The organism is Prevotella sp. P2-180 (assembly GCF_002251435.1).
Lineage (GTDB): Bacteria > Bacteroidota > Bacteroidia > Bacteroidales > Bacteroidaceae > Prevotella.
Genome location: NZ_NPJI01000110.1, coordinates 244,348 through 263,157, shown reverse-complemented (window position 1 = coordinate 263,157; position 18,810 = coordinate 244,348). Strand labels below are relative to the sequence as shown.

General features: G+C 43.7%; 19 protein-coding genes and 3 pseudogenes. 9 read left to right on the top strand and 13 right to left on the bottom strand.

Annotated features, from left to right (window positions below; genetic code table 11):
• Positions 1–200 precede the first annotated feature (200 nt).
• The 6 genes and pseudogenes from CIK98_RS18790 to CIK98_RS18785 form a co-directional block, all read right to left on the bottom strand.
• Entirely contained in the window at positions 201–362 is a 162-nt protein-coding gene (locus CIK98_RS18790) for a hypothetical protein (protein ID WP_253249765.1), read from the bottom strand.
• A gap of 171 nt (positions 363–533) precedes the next feature.
• Positions 534–1,190 (bottom strand): annotated as a pseudogene (gene dinD, locus CIK98_RS16305) (DNA damage-inducible protein D); the annotation flags it as partial.
• A gap of 590 nt (positions 1,191–1,780) precedes the next feature.
• Positions 1,781–2,671, bottom strand: coding sequence for a DUF4435 domain-containing protein (locus tag CIK98_RS16300; protein WP_094386117.1), 891 nt, complete (start codon positions 2,669–2,671; stop codon positions 1,781–1,783).
• Positions 2,672–2,674: 3 nt separating this feature from the next.
• A complete protein-coding gene (locus tag CIK98_RS16295; protein ID WP_094386115.1) occupies positions 2,675–3,424 on the bottom strand; it encodes an AAA family ATPase in 750 nt (249 codons plus the stop codon).
• A gap of 33 nt (positions 3,425–3,457) precedes the next feature.
• Positions 3,458–3,661, bottom strand: a complete 204-nt coding sequence (locus CIK98_RS16290; RefSeq protein WP_094386113.1) for a helix-turn-helix transcriptional regulator — start codon at positions 3,659–3,661, stop codon at positions 3,458–3,460.
• A 183-nt stretch (positions 3,662–3,844) separates the two neighbouring features.
• A pseudogene (locus CIK98_RS18785) lies at positions 3,845–3,988 on the bottom strand (IS1380 family transposase); the annotation flags it as partial.
• Between the two features lie 186 nt (positions 3,989–4,174).
• Here CIK98_RS18785 and CIK98_RS16285 point away from each other — a divergent pair.
• The 6 genes from CIK98_RS16285 (at position 4,175) to CIK98_RS17760 (ending at position 7,228) form a co-directional block, all read left to right on the top strand.
• Complete coding sequence (locus tag CIK98_RS16285) at positions 4,175–4,408, top strand: hypothetical protein (RefSeq protein ID WP_094386111.1); 234 nt, start codon at positions 4,175–4,177, stop codon at positions 4,406–4,408.
• Positions 4,409–4,623: 215 nt separating this feature from the next.
• Positions 4,624–6,102 carry a hypothetical protein gene (locus CIK98_RS16280; RefSeq protein ID WP_172410001.1) on the top strand — a complete coding sequence of 493 codons (1,479 nt, stop codon included), beginning with the start codon at positions 4,624–4,626 and terminating at the stop codon, positions 6,100–6,102.
• A gap of 202 nt (positions 6,103–6,304) precedes the next feature.
• Positions 6,305–6,625: a hypothetical protein gene (locus CIK98_RS16275; RefSeq protein WP_094386107.1), complete on the top strand. Its 321-nt coding sequence runs from the start codon at positions 6,305–6,307 to the stop codon at positions 6,623–6,625.
• A gap of 9 nt (positions 6,626–6,634) precedes the next feature.
• Positions 6,635–6,751 carry a hypothetical protein gene (locus tag CIK98_RS16270; protein WP_094386105.1) on the top strand — a complete coding sequence of 39 codons (117 nt, stop codon included), beginning with the start codon at positions 6,635–6,637 and terminating at the stop codon, positions 6,749–6,751.
• A gap of 14 nt (positions 6,752–6,765) precedes the next feature.
• A complete protein-coding gene (locus tag CIK98_RS16265) occupies positions 6,766–6,954 on the top strand; it encodes a hypothetical protein (protein WP_094386103.1) in 189 nt (62 codons plus the stop codon).
• Positions 6,955–6,985: 31 nt separating this feature from the next.
• Positions 6,986–7,228, top strand: coding sequence for a hypothetical protein (locus tag CIK98_RS17760; RefSeq protein WP_141210577.1), 243 nt, complete (start codon positions 6,986–6,988; stop codon positions 7,226–7,228).
• A 447-nt stretch (positions 7,229–7,675) separates the two neighbouring features.
• Here the strand turns inward: CIK98_RS17760 and CIK98_RS16260 are convergent.
• Positions 7,676–7,954: pseudogene (locus CIK98_RS16260) on the bottom strand (IS1380 family transposase); the annotation flags it as partial.
• Positions 7,955–8,314: 360 nt separating this feature from the next.
• Here CIK98_RS16260 and CIK98_RS16255 point away from each other — a divergent pair.
• Positions 8,315–9,280: a glycosyltransferase family 2 protein gene (locus tag CIK98_RS16255; protein WP_094386101.1), complete on the top strand. Its 966-nt coding sequence runs from the start codon at positions 8,315–8,317 to the stop codon at positions 9,278–9,280.
• Here CIK98_RS16255 and CIK98_RS16250 read toward each other — a convergent pair.
• The 4 genes from CIK98_RS16250 to aroQ all read right to left on the bottom strand — a co-directional run bounded on the left by CIK98_RS16250 (position 9,258) and on the right by aroQ (position 14,167).
• A complete protein-coding gene (locus tag CIK98_RS16250) occupies positions 9,258–10,004 on the bottom strand; it encodes a glycosyltransferase family 32 protein (protein ID WP_094386099.1) in 747 nt (248 codons plus the stop codon). The genes CIK98_RS16255 and CIK98_RS16250 overlap by 23 nt on opposite strands.
• A 90-nt stretch (positions 10,005–10,094) precedes the next feature.
• On the bottom strand, positions 10,095–12,899 hold the full coding sequence (locus tag CIK98_RS16245) for a pitrilysin family protein (protein ID WP_094386097.1): 2,805 nt from the start codon (positions 12,897–12,899) through the stop codon (positions 10,095–10,097).
• Between the two features lie 109 nt (positions 12,900–13,008).
• Positions 13,009–13,644, bottom strand: coding sequence for an O-methyltransferase (locus CIK98_RS16240; RefSeq protein WP_094386095.1), 636 nt, complete (start codon positions 13,642–13,644; stop codon positions 13,009–13,011).
• 94 nt (positions 13,645–13,738) lie between these two features.
• Positions 13,739–14,167 carry a type II 3-dehydroquinate dehydratase gene (aroQ, locus tag CIK98_RS16230; RefSeq protein ID WP_094386093.1) on the bottom strand — a complete coding sequence of 143 codons (429 nt, stop codon included), beginning with the start codon at positions 14,165–14,167 and terminating at the stop codon, positions 13,739–13,741.
• A gap of 55 nt (positions 14,168–14,222) precedes the next feature.
• Between aroQ and CIK98_RS16225 the strand changes: the two genes are divergently transcribed.
• Positions 14,223–15,140, top strand: a complete 918-nt coding sequence (locus CIK98_RS16225; protein WP_094386091.1) for a site-specific tyrosine recombinase — start codon at positions 14,223–14,225, stop codon at positions 15,138–15,140.
• 4 nt (positions 15,141–15,144) lie between these two features.
• On the top strand, positions 15,145–16,023 hold the full coding sequence (locus tag CIK98_RS16220) for a hypothetical protein (RefSeq protein WP_094386089.1): 879 nt from the start codon (positions 15,145–15,147) through the stop codon (positions 16,021–16,023).
• A gap of 20 nt (positions 16,024–16,043) precedes the next feature.
• Here the strand turns inward: CIK98_RS16220 and CIK98_RS16215 are convergent, their stop codons facing one another.
• Both CIK98_RS16215 and gltX read right to left on the bottom strand, forming a co-directional pair.
• Complete coding sequence (locus CIK98_RS16215) at positions 16,044–17,264, bottom strand: 3-deoxy-D-manno-octulosonic acid transferase (protein ID WP_094386235.1); 1,221 nt, start codon at positions 17,262–17,264, stop codon at positions 16,044–16,046.
• Positions 17,265–17,271: 7 nt separating this feature from the next.
• Positions 17,272–18,789, bottom strand: a complete 1,518-nt coding sequence (gene gltX / locus CIK98_RS16210) for a glutamate--tRNA ligase (RefSeq protein WP_094386087.1) — start codon at positions 18,787–18,789, stop codon at positions 17,272–17,274.
• Positions 18,790–18,810 lie beyond the last annotated feature (21 nt).

The following is an 18,810-nucleotide window of genomic DNA, read 5'->3' as shown; positions in this document are numbered from 1 at the left end:
GTTCTTGAAGAAAACCATTATTGCCTAAAATCCGCAACTAATATTGATGCTGACTAATTTTGCAGTTCGCTTCTCCTTCTGACTATAGTCTTGCCACTACAGACGTAATTATGCATGGGTCATGCCCAGCTTCCCCTTACCCCGTCAAGCATTACAGGGGCTTTATGCTGCCGTTTACCCGCGAATTCGGTTCTTAGCCGTCAGTGAATGCAAAAGGGTTCTGATATGATTTGTTGTCCGTGTAGATATTCAGCTGATAGTGCCTTGCCGTCCTTATCCACTTTACTACGCCAAACAACAATGTCGGCTCGCGCCGCACCCTGACCACGTTGCGAATTAGATACTTGTATTTCTTGATCCATCCGGTCAAGGGAGTAGCCATAGCTATCAACTAAGCGGCAAATATATTTTTGTCGGACTTCCTATTCGGGCTTCATAACAAGCCATTTAGACTTTAGAGGAGCGTAAATCTCTTTATCGTTGTTTCTTTTTTGAATATCCATAAGTTATTCTTTTCTTAATGAGAAGATAGATTATTTCTTCTTGTTCTTCAGCATTTTCTTCTGCTCACTTACCAAACGGCGTTCTACCTTTTTGACATCCTCTGCAGGAGGAAGATTTTCCGGGATAATACCTCGCTCTGTGAGCATCTTACGTACTGCGGCATTATTGTCAACATGTTCCCGTGTGATGGATGCTTCACCTTGAAGGTCTTTGGCTTGCACATTGACACTTGTCATCTCTGCAGCGAAGTCTTTTGCCTTGATGCTTATAGTGGGAAGGAAATCGGCAAGAGGACGGCCTTGTGGCATCCCCAACTTGCGTTTCATCATGTTTGTGCTCAAACGGAAGAGTGCCTGATCCCCTTTGGAACGGATAACAGCGAAAGTCTGGTCATTTACTCCACGTTCATACAAGATGCCTGAAAGTTTTCGTTCTGTCTCCTGCAATTTGGCTCGTGCTTTAACTCGCTCTACTTCCAAAAGACGTTGCTCTATCAGTTCTGCACGACGGGTTTGAACTGCAAAATAAGTCTGTGCAAAAGCAATCTGCGGCTTTCTTGGGTCGCCATTCTGTGCGACCAGATAGCAAGCATAGCGGGTGAGCATAATGTCATCCACTTCTCGCTGAGCACCTTTTCCTGCAGTTATCATCTTATTGACGTCAATAAAATGATCCAATATATTCTGTCCTACATTGGAACTTCTCAAACTTCCCAAACCCTTCAAACCATTCAAACCCCTTCAAACCATTCAAACCTTTTAACCTCTTAACGTAACCTTATGTTCCGCCGACTGTCAGCTTACGACAGGCGACTGTCGTAACTATGGCAGGCGACTGTCATAAGAGTGACAGAGTGGACGAAGACGATTGGATTTGTTGGCTTATTCAAGTCTTAATTCTCTCGTATATAAGCCTGCTTCGCTAACACTCTACACTCTACATTATTTGGCAATTTCTCGCTGATAATCAGTGGGTTGGAGAATGTAGAGTGCCTTCCAGCCCTACATCATCCCTACATTCACCCTACATCAAGTCGAAGAAGCACCGAAAAATCGAAAATGCAAGCCGAAAAAACGCCGAAAATGCGATAATGTAGGGCGAATGTAGGGTGAATGTAGAGTTAGAACACACTCTACATTCTGCAACTTATTGAAACAGTGGGACTTAACCTCAAATAATGTAGAGTGTAGAGTTGTAGCGACATCCATGCTAAAGAGATCGAGATTTCTATTATTGATACCATATTCATAAAGGTCATCCTTAGGAAAAACGATTATCAATTGCTTTGAACGAATACTTTCGCAATATCTTTTTTGATTGAATTAAGTTCTTGATAATCATTATCTATGGAGAACGAAGGAATGAGAACTTGATATTCAAATGATTCATCAAGTAAAGCCTTGCCAATTCGGCTTACAAGATTGAATACTGAATGTCCTTGCATATAAAGATAACAATTGGCTTGGCTGATACCAAGTTCTTCCAATCTCTGTATAGTCAGGCTAATGTCTTCTGTAGTTTCGGAGGCGACATTCTCCATTTTGAGATATATATTGTTCGCTATAGCCGACAATATACCTTCTCCATTATGGAGTAATGCCTCTTTTTGATTTCCTTGTACTTTATCTATACAGTTACAGAGTGTATCAAGTGTAAATCCTCTGTGAAACAGGCGTTTCTTAGTGAGCATCAACACAAAAGCATCATAGATAACTGCACTCAATCCAGACAAGAATGCCGTGAAATCAAACTCTACATTCTTCTGCCATTGCATCCACGTCAATTGCAGAGCCTGACTCCAGCAATGATGGTTTTCCCAAGAGTAGGCGTAAGTCTGCAGGATGTAATGTTCGGCATCAAAGCCCTCCTTACCAAGAATGCGGTCAAGGTCGCTGTCAACACAAAGTATGTAGTTTGCATTTGCTTGCGCTTGATGCTTCATGATGTATGACTTGCCAGTAATACGCTTGCTTCCATACTGAACGAAAGGGAAGAACTTCACTTTCTTGTCCCTTGTTTTCGGCTCCAACAACTTCTGCCAAAAGGCAATATCCACAGCATCTTCCACGCGAAAGCAGATGTCATACCCTGCAAGGATGGTCCCTGCGGAGATGTTTCTTACTATCGCTGCTTCGAAAGCATTCAACTGACTGTTTGTTACTGCCATAGCTTACTTTATCAGATTATCAACGAAAACAAGATGATCACGCCAACCATTTACGAAGATGCTTGGTGAGTGTGTTGTCATAATGATTTGACATGCTGGATTCAACTTTCGCAATGCATCCAACAGCTTCTCTTGCCAAGTGATATGGAGTGAGAGTTCTGGTTCGTCGAGCAACAGTATTGATGGCTTTTCATCCATCAGAAAGACTGTCAGCAATAGGTAGAGCAACTGTTTTTCGCCAGCAGACAGGTCGGATAATTGCAAGGTCTCGCCATTTTTGGTCACGAAAATGATAGTATTCTTTGTCTTGTCTATATCGATAGACTTCTTTGTTTCACCAAAGAAACTGTTGACAAGTTTGAAGAACATCTCAATACGCGCATTGATACGTTTCGTCTCGGAAGGATAATTGATAGGTATCATTCGGTAGTTGAAGAATGACATCTGATCGAGATTCTGGAGTACCACGGAAAGCAGACGGTTGAGCAAAGGACTATTGTTCTTCTTTTTGGCATCTGCAGGGACATCAAAGGAAGAAACCTGTATCACAGGAATATCAATCTCGTTGCCCGAAGCCTTGGTATAAAGCTTTGGCTTTGCCTTGGTGCAATAGTAGTTGTAGATGGCATCGAGCAGAGTCGTCTTACCTGCACCATTGATACCAACTAAAATATTTAGATCTTGACGGATATTTTTCCATTTCAGAGCCTTTGAGCCCCAAAGACCTTCTATATAAAATTCACTAATATACATAGTTGTAATTCTTTTTTATATAATAATTGAAACTTAATCCTTACGGACGAGGTCACTCAGTTTGACATTAAGAATCTCTGATATTCTGTTTAGGGTTTCTAATGAGGGTTGAGACGAATTGGTACACCACTTGCTGACTGTGGCAGGATCTTTCCCAATCTGCTCTGATAACCATTTTGCGGTTCTCTTTTGCTCCACCAGAACAACCTTCAATCGGTTCAAGTCTTTACTTTCCATGAGTTACATGATTTATTTTGTTGCAAAATTACACTTATTTCTTCAAATACATGCATAAAATCATTAAAAAGTGGAGAAATTATCAAAATTACTTTGCGTTTTAGTTCAATATACAGATAAAATTTACAAAAATCGTGGTATTATTTGTTTCGTCAAGCCACAAATTCCTTCTTGACTCGCTGCACTGTGCTTATAGCCGAACGATGTGCACCGAAGTCCCAGGACTTTGTCGATTACCGAACCCACAAAACGAGGAGAATGCTCCCTCACGTGAAATATTCCTCCAAAAGGAGTGATTTTCTCAGATTTTATGCTTACCTTTGCCATGTCATTGATGATTTTTGCTTGTCTTGAGTTGCAGCACTAAGGTAAGTGAAAAATCTGACATGGCAAAATCCTGGGCAATATTTTGTTGCTCAGGAACTTATTAAAAAGTTAAACTAAAGTGCTGCGGAATTTAGGTGTATTAAATGTATAAATCTTTAATTCATATATATAAAAAAGAAATTATCAATGAATCCAATTAAGATAAAAAGTGCTATCTATGATGCACTGGAAAACTTCAATTGTAGTGTGTATTATCATAAGGCATACTCCAATTCCTGTGCTTTTTTTACTGTAGAAATACATGAAGAATGGGACTGGGATTGGATTGAAGATGACATAGAACGAGTTTGCGAAGAATATGATCTTTGGATAGATGATGATTCGGACGGAGATTTTGACTTATGTATTAATAATGATTGACTATGGATTATGAAAAAATAAATATCTTTAGTCTGACAAAGTTTGAGTTAGGCTCGAAAACGCGAAACAGACGTTTTCGCTTTATAAGATACACTGGAAGCAACTACTCGGAGATTGTTTCATACATACATGAAATATCACCTAATACAGAGATATGGCCAGAAAGTGCACTATTTATAGGTAATCTATATAATTATAGCGGCAGAGACTTCCGAATGAACTATGTGGATGATTTGGGAGTACGTGCTGTCATTGTTAACAATCCGTACATTATTATTGATAATGAATGGGTTCCTTTGGCTATGAATAATAAAGATGCAGAAGAGTATATCGCAAAGGATCCTGCCAATTGTGTATTCCGACCTTCAAAGCCTTTCTCTACATACAAGAAAAGTGCCGATACAGGTAAAATATTGGAATACAATGCCGCAGAACATCCTAAAGGATTAGACTTTGAAAGTCTTCAGCCAAATGTTGAGTATTTTATTTGTGATCGCCACATTTCGTCCGCTTATACTCATACTTTCCGATATGATGCGGATTTCCATGAACTGCAAATAACCCCAGATATACCTCAGATAGTAGAGTGCATTGAAAGATTAAAATATCAAATCAATGTGCATAGTCAAACTACCACAAGACAAGCATTCTTTACACCTTTATGGGATAATTGGAAAAGACGTGAAACCATGTCAAAAAGATGCTTAAAATGCGAGCATCTAAAGAGTATTATCGAGATTATCCAGTCATCGTTAATGGAGGAAACAAAAAACGACGGCATCTCAGGTAAAAATCTACTGACCTACAAGGTTAATAACCATAATTTTATACTGGATATTAAAGACCTATTGACCTGCCAATTTGACTGCGACGCGCCAACTGAGAGACAACAGGATATATTCATGCGCTTCTTGAATAATAGCGATGGACCTTATTGCCCCAGCGATTTCCAGAAATTACAGATAGGTTTATATGAAGATTACATTTCATTTCTTGAATATATTATAAGCAACATTCGTAAACCGAAAGAAGGTATTATACAAGAAGATGAAAATGGTAACATTTATTGCTGCGACATTCAACTGTCTATGGATTTTGCACAATACAAAGGTTGTAGATGTAGGATTACCCAGTATGTAGAGAATAACATAAAGAAAAATAACTATACGTATTTTAGCAAGGCTATTGATGCTGTATATGGCAAATGGCAAGGTAAAGTAGAAGTAGGAATGAAAGGAACTATGATAGTTAATGGCTATTTGACTCCAAAGCGTCTAGGTGTAGATGTTGGCGATGCTGTTACAATTTTGTGTGTGCAACCATACAACCATAAAAGACGAGGATTGTATTTTGGTGTTGTACTAGGTTTAGACAAGACAGGAGGTCGTAATGAAGATAATTCCTTCGAAAACTCTTCGATTCGCGAGTTCATAAAAGACCCAAATGGCGCAGAGTTTTATAAGCATCTCCGGAAACTTGTAGAGGGAGAATCTAAACCCAAGGCTCGACTGATGATAGTGAGAGCAGCAGGTGCAGCTAAGAAAATAATGGATCCTGGTCAATGTTATACAGAATATAATCAAGAGTTTCCAGGATTGTTTGGCACGAAACAGAATTGGTCTTCTTTCATGAAAAAATGGAACAATGACAATGCAGAGGTTTTAAAACTCGCAAAGCATTTATTTAACTATTAATCGATACACCCAATTAGTATAACTTGATTGACTTGCAGTTGACACATTCAATTGTCAATTGCAAGTCAATTGTTTTTCTTGTGGTGCTCATTTATATTTTGTACCTTTGCATCGGATTTAGAAATAACCATTCTTTTTCCAACTCATTATTAATTAACCTGTGTTTGACATGAAAGCATGGGTGAGAAAAAAATAAAAAAATATGGAAAACAAAGAAAAAAGAAAAACAGCCAAGAAAATCTTTATCGGCATTGGGGCTGTCGCCGGTGTATCAATTTTAGCGATAGGTGGTTATGTACTCTTTCACAAACCTCCTGTAGTGAGAAATCCCTGTCAACGTTCGTTATTCCGGGCTGATGGCATCCCAAAGGTGGCATACGACAAAGCATGGAAAGCAAATTTGCAGTCCTTTTTACAATTTGTGAATTATGGTGAAATATGCAATTCCTACCAAGTTGGCGAGTCGTTTTATACAGGTCATAGCAAGTATGCAAAATACAGAAGTATTAACCCCTTTAAATAATTATTAATTATGGTAGTAGAATGTCCTAATTGCGGTTGCGAAGATGCATACCACGATGGTGTGTCTTATGTTTGTCCTGACTGTGGCAACAGATGGCAGGAAGACGACGAAGAAGATGAATATTAGCAGCACGAAAAGAGATGAGTAGCAAAAAGTATAATAAAGGTGACCAACTGATAGTTACGAAAGGCGATATGGCAGGAATTGTGGGCAATTGTGTAGGATATGGGGATATTGGTAAGGTCAAGATTGGCTTTAGACTTGTAGTCGGGGATGAATGTCTCGCTGTATTGACGATACCGGATGACAAGGTATCCATCATTCCATAAGTCGTTTAATATATAATCATTCGACAACACTATGAGAAGAAAATATCTGATATTGTTGGCTTTAGCCTTCTTTATTGCCATGACAACTTGTCTTTATTGTGCCACATTTGCTGATTTATCTTTCTGTATGAAGATATGTTTCGGCATAGCATCTGTAATCTTTTATGTGTTGATAAACCTCATCCCCTATATCGTGATGAGACATAAGGGAGCGGACTTGTCATTGTCCGCCTACCTGAAGAGATATATAAACGAGACAATATCGAAGGACTGACATATTGGCAAATGCTCAATTATTGAAATTTAGGAAGTTATCAATATTTTGGGAGTTAAGGAGTTAGGCGAATTCCGCTCTTTTATAGTATTGAAACTACTTTTTAAGTAGGAGGGCGGGTGACTCACACGCCCCTTGCCTCAAAAGACTCTCTGCTACAATCCTACAGCGAGGTTACTCTTTAGGCGAGGTGTGGGTGAGCCACCCACACTCCTATTCTCAATATATTGAGAACTTCCTAAACTCTTACCTTTGCAGGAGATTATAGATATTGCCCCTAAAATCCGCAACTAATATTGATGCTGACTAATTTTGCAGTTCGCTTCTCCATCTGACGATAGTCTTGCCACTACAGACGTGATTGTGCATGGGTCATGCCCAGCTTCCCCTTACCCCGTCAAGCATTACAGGGGCTTTATGCTGCCGTTTACCCACGAATTCGGTTTCTTAGCCGTCAGTGAATGCAAAAGGGTTCTGATATGATTTGTTGTCCGTGTAGATATTCAGCTGATAGTGCCTTGCCGTCCTTATCCACTTGGCTGGTACGCTGATGAAATTGAATACGAAGGCTTTGATGCGGCTGGTCTTCTTTAGTCCGAAGGCTTTTGCGTCCATCCTGTCCTTGAGGAACTTGTAGAAGTTGCGTATGAGTGCTGTCAGCAGCAGGAACACAGTGTTCTCTGCTATGAAGGACTTTGGCAGCCTTGCCCATCCGAAGCCATTGTTCCTCCACACAGTCGCCGCCACAGATGTAGACAGTTGACAAAGAACCCACAATCTCGCGCTTTGATAGCCGAACGATATGCACCGAAGTCCCAGGACTTTGTCGATTACCGGACCCACAAAACGGGAAAAATGCTCCCTCACGTGAAATATTCCCCCAAAAGGAGTGATTTTCTCAGATTTTATGCTTACCTTTGCCATGTCATTGATGATTTTTGCTTGTCTTGATTTGCAGCACTAAGGTAAGTGAAAAATCTGACATGGCAAAATCCTGAGCAACTTTTTGTTGCTAAGGTACTTATAAAAAAGTTAAACTAAAGTGCTGCGGAATTTAGGATTACTCTCTCCTCATTAAAAAAGACGATGATTAGCATAATTGTACCAGTATATAAGACAGAGAAATTCCTTAGACAATGTTTAGACTCCATTCTTCAGCAGACATTCAACGACTGGGAGATGTGGATAGTAGACGACGGCAGTCCTGACAATTCTCCTGCCATCTGCGACGAATACGCTGCAAAGGACAAGAGAATAAAGGTGATACACCAAAACAACCAGGGAACTGCCATGGCAAAAAACAACGCCATCAGAAAATGCAATGGCGATATGGTATACTTTGTAGACAGCGACGACTGGCTTGAACCCGACGCACTTGCCTCTTTAGCAGACACCATGCAAAAGACTAACGCAGACATGGTTGTATATGAGCATATAGTGGAAGAAGAAAAGAAATCAGTGATAAAAGGTAACAACGACGGAAGCGTCACCATTCTCAACCGGGAAGAGACGTTATGGAAAATCTTCACTAATGAAATGCCGAGCTACCTTTGGCTTACGCTCTTCAAGCGCGAAATAATCTCTCTCTTTCCAGACATGAGGTCGTTTGAGGATCATGGCACGTTCTTCTCATGGGCATCAAACGCCCGCACCACAGCATACCTCTCGCGTGCGCTCTACCACTACAGGATGAATCCCGACAGCCTGCTTCACAAGCCAGTCAAGAACCACAACCTGCTGATGTACAAAGCCATAAACATTCGCATGTCGGTCATAAAGGAGAAGCACCTCTTTCCCGACCGTCAGGAAGAGTGCAAGGCAATATATGTGAACAGCGTCATCAAGGTGGCAAAAGACATTGCCCGCTCACCTATATCCTACGCCGAGAAGTTGAAGTCGGTGGAAGAAGTGTCGGAAGAGTTGCGTAATATGCCTATAGACTATAGCCGTCTCAACGCCAAACAGCGTCTGAGGGCATATCTGCTGAAGCACCATCTTCCGTTCTTCATCCGCTTTAATAGCGCCACCTCTATTTTCGTGAAAAAGCACTAAGCCATTTCTTTATCTTCTCCATAGGAGTGAGATGCCAACTGTGGGCACACATGTGTATGGCATAGCTGTTTGGAGTCACCTCGTGCTTGTTTCCGGCAAATATTTCCGAAGGAAAGATCCTCACGTTTCCAGGTAGGCACTGGTCAATATCCTTATACACAAATCCCATTTTCTCAGCCACTCTGGCATAGATGTAAGGAGACAGCACGTTGGTCTTCAGGTTTCCCTCTTTGTCTACAAAGTGTTTGTCCTTATACCATTCCAGCACCTCGCCTACAAACGCACAACCTTTCTCGGCTCCCATCACTGCGGCCTGTATCTGTATACCTTCAATAAACTTGTCGGCAATACGGTTTCCGTTGCTATCGATATACTGCATAGTTCCGCATTTCTCAATCTGTATCGGGTGATACTCCATAGACGAGAAAAATGAGTTACATAAGAACTCGTCGAAAGGTTTCAGCAACATCACGTCGGAGTCGAGGTATATGCCACCTTCGTTGTAAAGGGCATACATGCGAATGTAGTCGGCAGCGAACGCCCATTTTTTTGCCTCGCAGGCTTCTTTCACGTATGGCACGGAGTCAATGTCGAAGTTTTGCGTACTCCATCTCTTCACCTCGTAGTCAGGGTGAATTTTTTTCCACGTGTCCATACACTTCCTTATTTTCCGCGGGAAAGGATCGTTAGACAGCCAGCAGTAATGTATTGTCTTTGGAATCATATTTATTTTTAGGAGTTAAGGAGTTAAGGAGTTAAGGAGTAATTTCTCAACCCCTTAACTCCTTTTCTCGTATTACTCTTTTTTATCTTATTACTCCTCAGGAAGCATCAGTATCTCAGCCCTATTTCCCTGCTTCAGCACATCAGCCACAAAAGCGGAGATGGTCTCAGGAGTCTGAGCCTCGATAACAGCCTTTGCATTTGTATGGAAGTCGAGGTTATAGTTTACGTAGTTGAATATTGCATTCAGCCAGTAATTGTTTGTCTTCAACTGGTCATCAAGGCTCTTGAGCATGTACTCTTTCACCTTTTCGAGCTTGTCGGCATCACAAGTCTTAGCCAGAGTTTCCATCTCGTCGCGCATGATGTTTAATGCGAGTTCTGCCTTTTCCGGTTTAACAGGACAATATGCGGTAATCTGGGTCTGTGTGCCAAAGTCGTTTCGAGAGAAGCTTGCCTGTGCACCGCAAGAGTAAGCGGCACCAGCATCCTCACGTATCTTCTTCAGATAGATCATGCTGAGCACCTGTGCAGCCATGCTTGCCCTCACGCTGTTTTCAAAAGAATATGCCTGTTTTTCGGCTCTCCATGTCATCACAGAGTTGGCCTTTGGTGTTTCCATCTTTCTCTTGAAGTTGTTGATGGCAATTCCCTTGAATGGCGTTGACACGTTGCGTGTCTTCACCTTTGTCTTTGCAACTGGCAGCGAAGCCACATACTGCTCTATGAGCGGACGAATGGTAGCCTCATCGTAGTTACCAATGATAAAGAAGGTGAAAGCGGCGGCATTTGATGTTGCTCTTGCAGCCATTTCCAATATGCGGTCATAGCTTACCTGCTTTAGATCATTCTCGGTGATTGTGGCAAAGCGCGGGTTGTGGCAGTTCATAGTCACTGACACTGAGTCGCTGAACGCTGCATCAGGAGACAACGACATATTCTTCAGATACAATTCATACTGTTTCATCAGATTGTCGTAAGCCTCTTGGTCCTTGTTGAGCTTTGTGAATGTCAGATAGAGGAGCTGGAACATGGTTTCCACGTCTTTTGGTGTTGACGAGCCACCGATGTTTACTCTTGTGTTTGACATTGAAAGCGACACTCCCGCAATCTTTCCTGCCAGTGCCTTTTGCAGTTCTGTAGAAGTGAAATTGCCGAGTCCGCTGGCTTCAACCACATCGTTGAAGAGTTTTATGTTTGCAAAATCCTTGCTGTCGTACTCAGATGTACCTCCTACTGCGTTGGCCTTGAGTATTACCTCGTCTTTCTTGTAGTCGGTCTTCTTCAGTATCACGCGTGCACCGTTGGAGAGCTGCAGTTCCTTATAGCCGAAGGTAGTGTTTTCTTTCTCTTTTGTTATCTTTCCCTTCTTTGGCAATGTGGAAATTATGGGTTCATTCTTCACGTTGTCCACAAAAGCCTCCAGTTTCTCGGCACGCACGTCGGCAATTGCCTTTAGAATGCTCTCTCGTGTTGGATACACATTGCCCTCCTTCTCGTTCTGGAAACAAAGCACCACGAGGTTCGAGTCGGTCTTTACCACCATCTCCTTCATAGTTTCGTTTATTGCTTCAAGCGGCAACATAGGGATGACCTGCTTCATAGTCTGGTAGCGGAAGTCGATGGAAGGGATAGGCTCGTTGCGTAGGAAGTGGGCCTTATAGGCATTGCAGAACTGCGAGTTGTAACGCTTGTCCTTGTTGCTGTATGACTTTTCCAGAGAGCTCAGTGTGCTTGCCTTTGCACGTTCGTATTCCGTGGCGGTAAATCCGAATTCAGCCGCACGCAATGCTTCACGATAAACTGCAGCAAGTGAGGCCTCTATCTGTCCGTCTTTTGGTGTTGCTTCCAAGCTGAATGCTCCCTTTGTGTTGGCAAACAAGAAGTTGCCATCGCCAACCTCCGCTCCCACGAATGGGCTTTCAGGTTTCTGTGCATACTCTGCAAGACGTGAGTTAAGCATGTATGCCGCAATGCTCTTGGCATAGTTAAGCATCATGTAGTCAATGGTTCCCTTAGCCTCATTTGGTACTGCATCATGCTTGAACATCATCATAAGTGCAGTCATCTGCTGCTCCTTGTCTTTGTCAAGAATGATGATTGGCTCGTTGTTGTCGGGCACTTTTTCAGTCACTACTGGTTTTGCGTTCTCTGGCATGACAATTCCGCCAAAAAGTTCCTTTATCTTTTTCTCTACATAGTCAACGTCAACATTTCCGACAACAATTATGCCTTGGTTGTCTGGACGATACCAAGTCTCATAATAGTCGCGTAGGACTTGCGGCTTGAAGTTGTCCACCACTTCCATGGTGCCGATAGGCATGCGGTATCCGTACTTGCTGTTGGGATAGATGGCTGGCAGGTTGCGTTCAAGCATTCGCTGCATTCCTGAGTTTCGTGAGCGCCATTCCTCGTGAATCACGCCACGCTCCTTGTCTATTTCCTCTGTCTCAAGCAACAGACCGTCAGCCCAGTCGCTGAGTATGAGCAGGCATGAGTCTATGTTGTTGATATTATTTGTAGGCACATTGCTGATGTTGTATACAGTCTCGTCGATGGCGGTGTAAGCGTTAAGATCGGCACCAAACTTCACGCCGATAGACTCGCAGTAGCGTATTATTCCATCGCCGGGAAAATGTTTTGTACCATTGAAGCACATGTGTTCAAGGAAGTGAGCGAGACCTCGCTGTGAGTCCTCTTCCTGAATGGAGCCCACTCGCTGTGCAATGTAGAACTCAGCCCTGTTTTCGGGCCAGTTGTTGTGACGGATGTAGTATGTAAGTCCATTTGGTAGTTTACCTATTCGGACATCCGTGTCTACTGGTATCGGTGGCATCTGCGCAAAGGAAGTGATGGCAGAAGCAATCATCAATACAACAAAAAAAAGTTTCTTCATTTGTTTTATTATTTTATATTATTATATTCATTATACGAAACGCCGGTATAAAAAGTTACTTCTATTGAGTTTTTTTCAACTTCTTTATGTTTTTTGAACTTTGGGTGGGTTATAGTATTTTTATCAGCGTCAGTCCGTCGCGCAATGGAAGTATGACCTTTTCCACTCTCGGGTCACGTGAAATATGGTCGTTGAAGTTTCTAATGCCTATTGTCTGCTGGTCGTGATCGTATGCCGGGTCTACCACATGTCCGTCCCAAAGGGTGTTGTCAGCAACAATGAATCCTCCGGGCCTCATCACCTTCAATGCCATTTCATAGGTCTCGATATATGTGCGCTTGTCTCCGTCAATAAAAGCCATGTCGAATGTTATACCGAGCCGTGGCGCCTCAGTAATGGCGTTGCCTATTATGAACTCAATTTTGTCTGCCACATGCGATCCTTCAATCCATGGCCTGGTAAAATCCTCCTGTTCGTCGTTTATCTCGAATGTATATACCTTTCCACCTTCTGCAAGTCCCTCAGCCAGACATATGGAGCTATATCCGCTAAACGTTCCCACTTCAAGAATATTCTCCGGTTTCACCATTTCCACGAGCATTTTCAATAAACGTCCCTGCAGGTGTCCGCTTGCCATTCGTCCATGAAGCAAGTGTATGTTTGTCGCCCTGTAAAGCCGATACAGGTAGTCGCCTTCTGCATCTATATGCGAAAGCACATATTTCTCCAATTCTTCATTCTTCATTCTTCATTCTTCACTCTTCATTCTTCATTCTTCACTCTTCATTCTTCACTCTTCATTCTTCATTCTTCACTCTTCATTCTTCACTCTTCATTCTTCACTCTTCATTCTTCATTTTTATAGCCTCCACCGCCAGTCGATAGGAGTCCATGCCGAATCCGCAAATCACTCCGAGGCATGCACAGGAGATAAAAGAATGATGACGAAATTCTTCACGCTTATGAACATTGGAAATATGGACCTCAATTACAGGGGCCTTAAGCGAGCGTATGCAGTCTTGGAGCGCTATGCTTGTATGAGTATATGCACCGGCATTCAGAACTATGCCGTCACAACTGAATCCCACTTCCTGCAGCTTGTTTATCAGTTCGCCTTCAACATTGCTCTGATAGTAGTCAATCTCCATATCCGGATAGCGCGCACGAAGTGTTTCCAAATACGTCTCCATAGTGTTTGAACCATATATTCCTGGCTCGCGGGTACCCAAAAGATTAAGATTTGGCCCATTTATTATCTGTATTTTCATATATTCAAAAAAAAATGATTATATTTGCACCGCAAAAGTACAAAAAACTCTATAAATGAGCAAGAAAACAACAGAAAATATCATCAAACGGTATAAAAGATACCTAAAATTGGAAAGAAATTTCTCTTCAAACACCATTGATGCATATATGTACGATGTAGAAAAGCTTCTGATCTATTGCGATGATAAGGGTCTTGACATCATCACGATGACTCTCGACGACCTTCAACAGTTTGCTGCCCAGCTCCACGACATAGGCATTGGTGCAATATCACAATGCAGGGTTCTCAGCGGAGTAAGGTCGCTGTTTAGGTTCTTGCAGCTCGACGCCTATCGCGACGATGACCCCACAGAACTGCTTGAGTCGCCAAAGACTGGCGAACACCTGCCTGAGGTGCTGTCTACGGAAGAGGTTGACCGACTGGAAGACTCCATAGACCTCACGAAATGGGAAGGACAACGCAATAGGGCCATTATTGAAGTGCTCTTCTCCTGCGGACTGCGAGTGAGCGAACTGGTATCTCTTACGCTCTCTAACCTTTACCTTGATGAGCAATATGTAAGAGTGACGGGGAAAGGCTCAAAGGAACGGCTCGTCCCTATTTCTGACAAAGCCATCAAGGAACTGGAATACTGGTTTGTCGACCGCAGCCACATGAAAATAAAACCAGGTAGCGAAGACTTTGTGTTCCTGAACCGAAGAGGCGGCCAACTCACTCGCACCATGATTCTCATAATGATAAAACGTCAGGCTCTTGAAGCAGGCATCCTGCGGACCATCAGTCCTCACACCCTTCGCCACAGCTTTGCCACCGCACTGCTGAAAGGCGGTGCCGACCTTCGTGTCATACAGGCATTGTTAGGTCACGAGAACATCTCCACTACCGAGATTTACACTCATCTCGACGATACGACAATACGTAAGGAAGTGATGGCGCATCATCCTCGCAACATGAGAAACTTTAACAAATAACAATATGACAATAAAAGACATTGCAGACCAGCTGCAACAAGACCTGTCGCGGCAAATAGAAAAAAGCGGACTTATGTTCCGGCTTTTCTGGAGAGTGAAATCCATTGAGTCAATACGCCACAAGATGGCATTAAAAGGCGAACAGTATCTTAGCGGCCAAGGCCTGATACAAGACATCATCGGACTGCGCATCGTTGTTTATTTCCCCGACGATGTTGATGTGCTTTCCACATTCTTCGGTTGCGGCGACGTGGTGAAACAAAGCATCGACGAATTCGACACTTCGACCTTCCGCCCGCAACGCCTAAACATCACCCGAAGCCTGCCAGAGGAATACATCGACGACTTCCGCAAGGCTCTTCCCGAAGAGTTTGCTAAATACATCGACAGTACATACGAGATACAGATACGCACCGTTTTCTCTGAAGGATGGCACGAAGTGGAACATGATATGCGCTACAAATGCAAGAAAGACTGGGAAGGATATGACTCTCAGTCAAGAATACTCAACGGACTCATTGCTCAGCTTGAGACCGCCGAGTGGTCAATGCGATCCCTGTTCCGCGAGATGGCTGTTGAAAACTGTCACAGGGGTAACTATCGGGCGATGATGCGCAACAAGATGCGCATAAGGTTTAAGAGCGAGGGCTTTTCTTCGCCTGTAGAGGAATATCTGAAAGCCAACCCTTCCTTATGCGAAAGATTCCTCATGACCGACCGTATGGTCATTATCCTTTCCATGATTATCCACAAGGCGGTATTACCGCTGAGCTACGACAACATCCTCTTCCTTGCCAACAGGATAGACATGGAGGACGAAGGTCTTAAAAAGCTTGAAAGTGCCGAGACCCAAAAGCTCATCGACACTTTCATAGAAAGTTAAGGAGTCAAGACCTTTCTCCCCTAAAGTCTCACTTCATTGAGTATCATTTCCGTGGCTCCGGCCTGGCTTTTCACATAGTGGCCAGCCTTGTCGCCACAGTACTTCAGATAATGCTTGTCTTCGGCAAAGTTGTCCACCAACTTGCCGAAGGCATTGGCATCAGAAATTTCAAAACCGCCTCCACAAGCCATCAAAGCCTGGGCTTCCTGAAAATGCTTATTGTTCGGACCGAATATCACGGGTATGTCCCAAACTGCCGCTTCCAGCACATTGTGTATTCCCACGCCGAAGCCGCCACCTACATAAGCCACATTGCCATAATGATATATGCTCGAAAGTAGTCCGAAACAGTCGATGATGAGACAACGGGCTCCGGAAACCTTCTGCTCGTCGGTCTTGGTGTATCTCACCACGCCATCGCCATATTTCTGTTCTATCTGCTGTAGGTGTTCCTCGCTTATCACGTGAGGGGCGATTATTATCCGCCAGTCTTCCTTATTATTATAATAAGGTATAAAGATATCCTCGTCGGGCGACCAACTGCTTCCTGCCACAAACACGTGGGTAGCACCCTTCACAAACGACTCCACAATGGGCAGATGCTTCGACTGCTCCTTTATCTGCAGCACACGGTCAAAACGCGTGTCACCAGTTATGCTCACCTCTGTGATGCCGATTTTCTCCAGCAGCTGTCGGCTCTGCTCGTTCTGCACGAAGAAGTGTGTGAAGCAACGCAGCACTCCTGCATAATGCCGCCCATACCAACGGAAGAATATCTGGTCAGGCCGGAAGATGCTTGAAACACTATATGTTGGCACATTGCGGTGCTTGAGAATATGAAGGTAGTTGTACCAAAACTCATATTTGATGAAAAATGCCACCTTAGGGCGTATAAGACGAAGGAAACGCAGTGCATTTATCGGAGTGTCGAGCGGCAGATAGCAGATGATGTCTGCACCTTCATAGTTTTTCCTAACTTCATATCCTGAAGGCGAGAAAAACGTAAGAAGAATCTTGTACTCTGGATGTGTAGCCCTAATGCGTTCGATTATGGGACGTCCTTGCTCAAATTCTCCAAGCGACGCGGCATGCACCCAAATATACTCCGCTGCAGGGTCTACCTTTGCCTTCAGCACGTCAAACGCCTTTCGTTCGCCGCGCCACATCTTCTTCACCTTGGAACTGAAGATGCTGGCAATGGCCACACCCAACAGATAGAAGTATATCGCCAAATTATACAGCATATTCTCAACCTAATGATTCTATTGCACGTTTCATTCTGGCAAGTGTTTCCTCCTTGCCAAGGAAAGCGGAAATATCAAACATTCCCGGTCCCTTGCCTTCGCCTACAAGCGTCAGTCTCCAGGCATTCATGATGTTGCCAAGCTTATACCCCTTCTGTTCTATCCACTCATGGACAGCTTTCTCCTGTGCTTCCACCGAGAAGTCGTCGAGTTCTTCAATCAGCGTGGCAAGTTCGCCCATAGCCTGGGCCGAGTCTTCTTTCCACCTTTTCTTGCGAGTCTTCTCGTCATACTCCGTAGGAGCCACGAAGAAGAACGAGCATAGAGGCCATAGCTCCTTCACGAAGTTCACACGGTCTTTCATCATCTCCACCACCTTTGTCACACGTTCAATAGATGTCTCCACCCCGTTCGCCCTTACTATGGGAGCGAAGAGCTCGGCAATTTCCGATGGTGTTTTCTGAAGAATATATTCATGGTTGAACCAAATACCTTTTTGATAGTCAAAACGGGCACCTGCCTTGCTGCATTTCGTTATGTCAAACAATGGCACGAGTTCGTCGAGGGAATACATCTCTCGTTCGGTACCTGGATTCCATCCGAGGAACGCGAGAAAGTTGATGACCGCCTCTGGGAAGTAGCCACTCTCACGGTATCCCGCCGACACCTCTCCCGTCTTCGGGTCATGCCATTCCAAGGGGAACACAGGAAATCCCAGTCTGTCGCCGTCGCGCTTACTGAGTTTTCCCTTTCCTTCTGGCTTGAGCAGCAGCGGAAGGTGGGCGAAACGCGGCATAGTGTCTTCCCAGCCAAACGCCTTGTAGAGAAGCACATGAAGCGGTGCGCTTGGCAACCACTCCTCGCCTCTAATTACATGGGTGACCTCCATCAGGTGGTCGTCAACGATGTTGGCCAAATGATATGTAGGCAGTTGGTCGGCACTCTTGTACAGCACCTTGTCGTCAAGAATGTCGCTCATGATCTTTACGTCGCCTCTTATGAGGTCGTCTACATGTACAGCCTCTCCAGGCTCGATTTTAAACCTCACCACATATTGCTGTCCCTCTGCGATAAGCCTATCCACCTCTTCCTTTGGCATCGACAAAGAGTTGCGCATCAACAGTCGCGTAGAAGCGTCGTACTGGAAATTCTGAATCTCGCCGCGCTTAGCCTCAAGCTCCTCTGGAGTGTCGAAAGCTATATAAGCCTTGCCAGACTCAAGAAGTTGACCGACATACTTCTTATATATTTCGCGTCGCTCGCTTTGCCTGTATGGCCCATGCTCGCCGCCAAATGAAACACCCTCGTCAAAGTTGATGCCGAGCCAACGGAACGACTCAATGATATACTCTTCCGCTCCAGGCACGAAACGATTGGAGTCTGTGTCTTCTATTCTGAAAATCATGTCGCCGCCATGCTGACGTGCGAAAAGATAGTTGTAAAGCGCGGTACGTACACCGCCAATGTGCAATGCCCCCGTAGGGCTTGGTGCAAAGCGCACCCTTACTCTTCTTTCTGCCATTTTTGTTGCTTATTTCGATGT

Coding starts and splice junctions, on each gene's coding strand:
- CIK98_RS18790 (WP_253249765.1), bottom strand. CDS start 362: ATGGATCAAGAAATACAAGTATCTAATTCGCAACGTGGTCAGGGTGCG.
- CIK98_RS16300 (WP_094386117.1), bottom strand. CDS start 2,671: ATGGCAGTAACAAACAGTCAGTTGAATGCTTTCGAAGCAGCGATAGTA.
- CIK98_RS16295 (WP_094386115.1), bottom strand. CDS start 3,424: ATGTATATTAGTGAATTTTATATAGAAGGTCTTTGGGGCTCAAAGGCT.
- CIK98_RS16290 (WP_094386113.1), bottom strand. CDS start 3,661: ATGGAAAGTAAAGACTTGAACCGATTGAAGGTTGTTCTGGTGGAGCAA.
- CIK98_RS16285 (WP_094386111.1), top strand. CDS start 4,175: ATGAATCCAATTAAGATAAAAAGTGCTATCTATGATGCACTGGAAAAC.
- CIK98_RS16280 (WP_172410001.1), top strand. CDS start 4,624: ATGAACTATGTGGATGATTTGGGAGTACGTGCTGTCATTGTTAACAAT.
- CIK98_RS16275 (WP_094386107.1), top strand. CDS start 6,305: ATGGAAAACAAAGAAAAAAGAAAAACAGCCAAGAAAATCTTTATCGGC.
- CIK98_RS16270 (WP_094386105.1), top strand. CDS start 6,635: ATGGTAGTAGAATGTCCTAATTGCGGTTGCGAAGATGCATACCACGAT.
- CIK98_RS16265 (WP_094386103.1), top strand. CDS start 6,766: ATGAGTAGCAAAAAGTATAATAAAGGTGACCAACTGATAGTTACGAAA.
- CIK98_RS17760 (WP_141210577.1), top strand. CDS start 6,986: ATGAGAAGAAAATATCTGATATTGTTGGCTTTAGCCTTCTTTATTGCC.
- CIK98_RS16255 (WP_094386101.1), top strand. CDS start 8,315: ATGATTAGCATAATTGTACCAGTATATAAGACAGAGAAATTCCTTAGA.
- CIK98_RS16250 (WP_094386099.1), bottom strand. CDS start 10,004: ATGATTCCAAAGACAATACATTACTGCTGGCTGTCTAACGATCCTTTC.
- CIK98_RS16245 (WP_094386097.1), bottom strand. CDS start 12,899: ATGAAGAAACTTTTTTTTGTTGTATTGATGATTGCTTCTGCCATCACT.
- CIK98_RS16240 (WP_094386095.1), bottom strand. CDS start 13,644: ATGAAGAATGAAGAATTGGAGAAATATGTGCTTTCGCATATAGATGCA.
- aroQ (WP_094386093.1), bottom strand. CDS start 14,167: ATGAAAATACAGATAATAAATGGGCCAAATCTTAATCTTTTGGGTACC.
- CIK98_RS16225 (WP_094386091.1), top strand. CDS start 14,223: ATGAGCAAGAAAACAACAGAAAATATCATCAAACGGTATAAAAGATAC.
- CIK98_RS16220 (WP_094386089.1), top strand. CDS start 15,145: ATGACAATAAAAGACATTGCAGACCAGCTGCAACAAGACCTGTCGCGG.
- gltX (WP_094386087.1), bottom strand. CDS start 18,789: ATGGCAGAAAGAAGAGTAAGGGTGCGCTTTGCACCAAGCCCTACGGGG.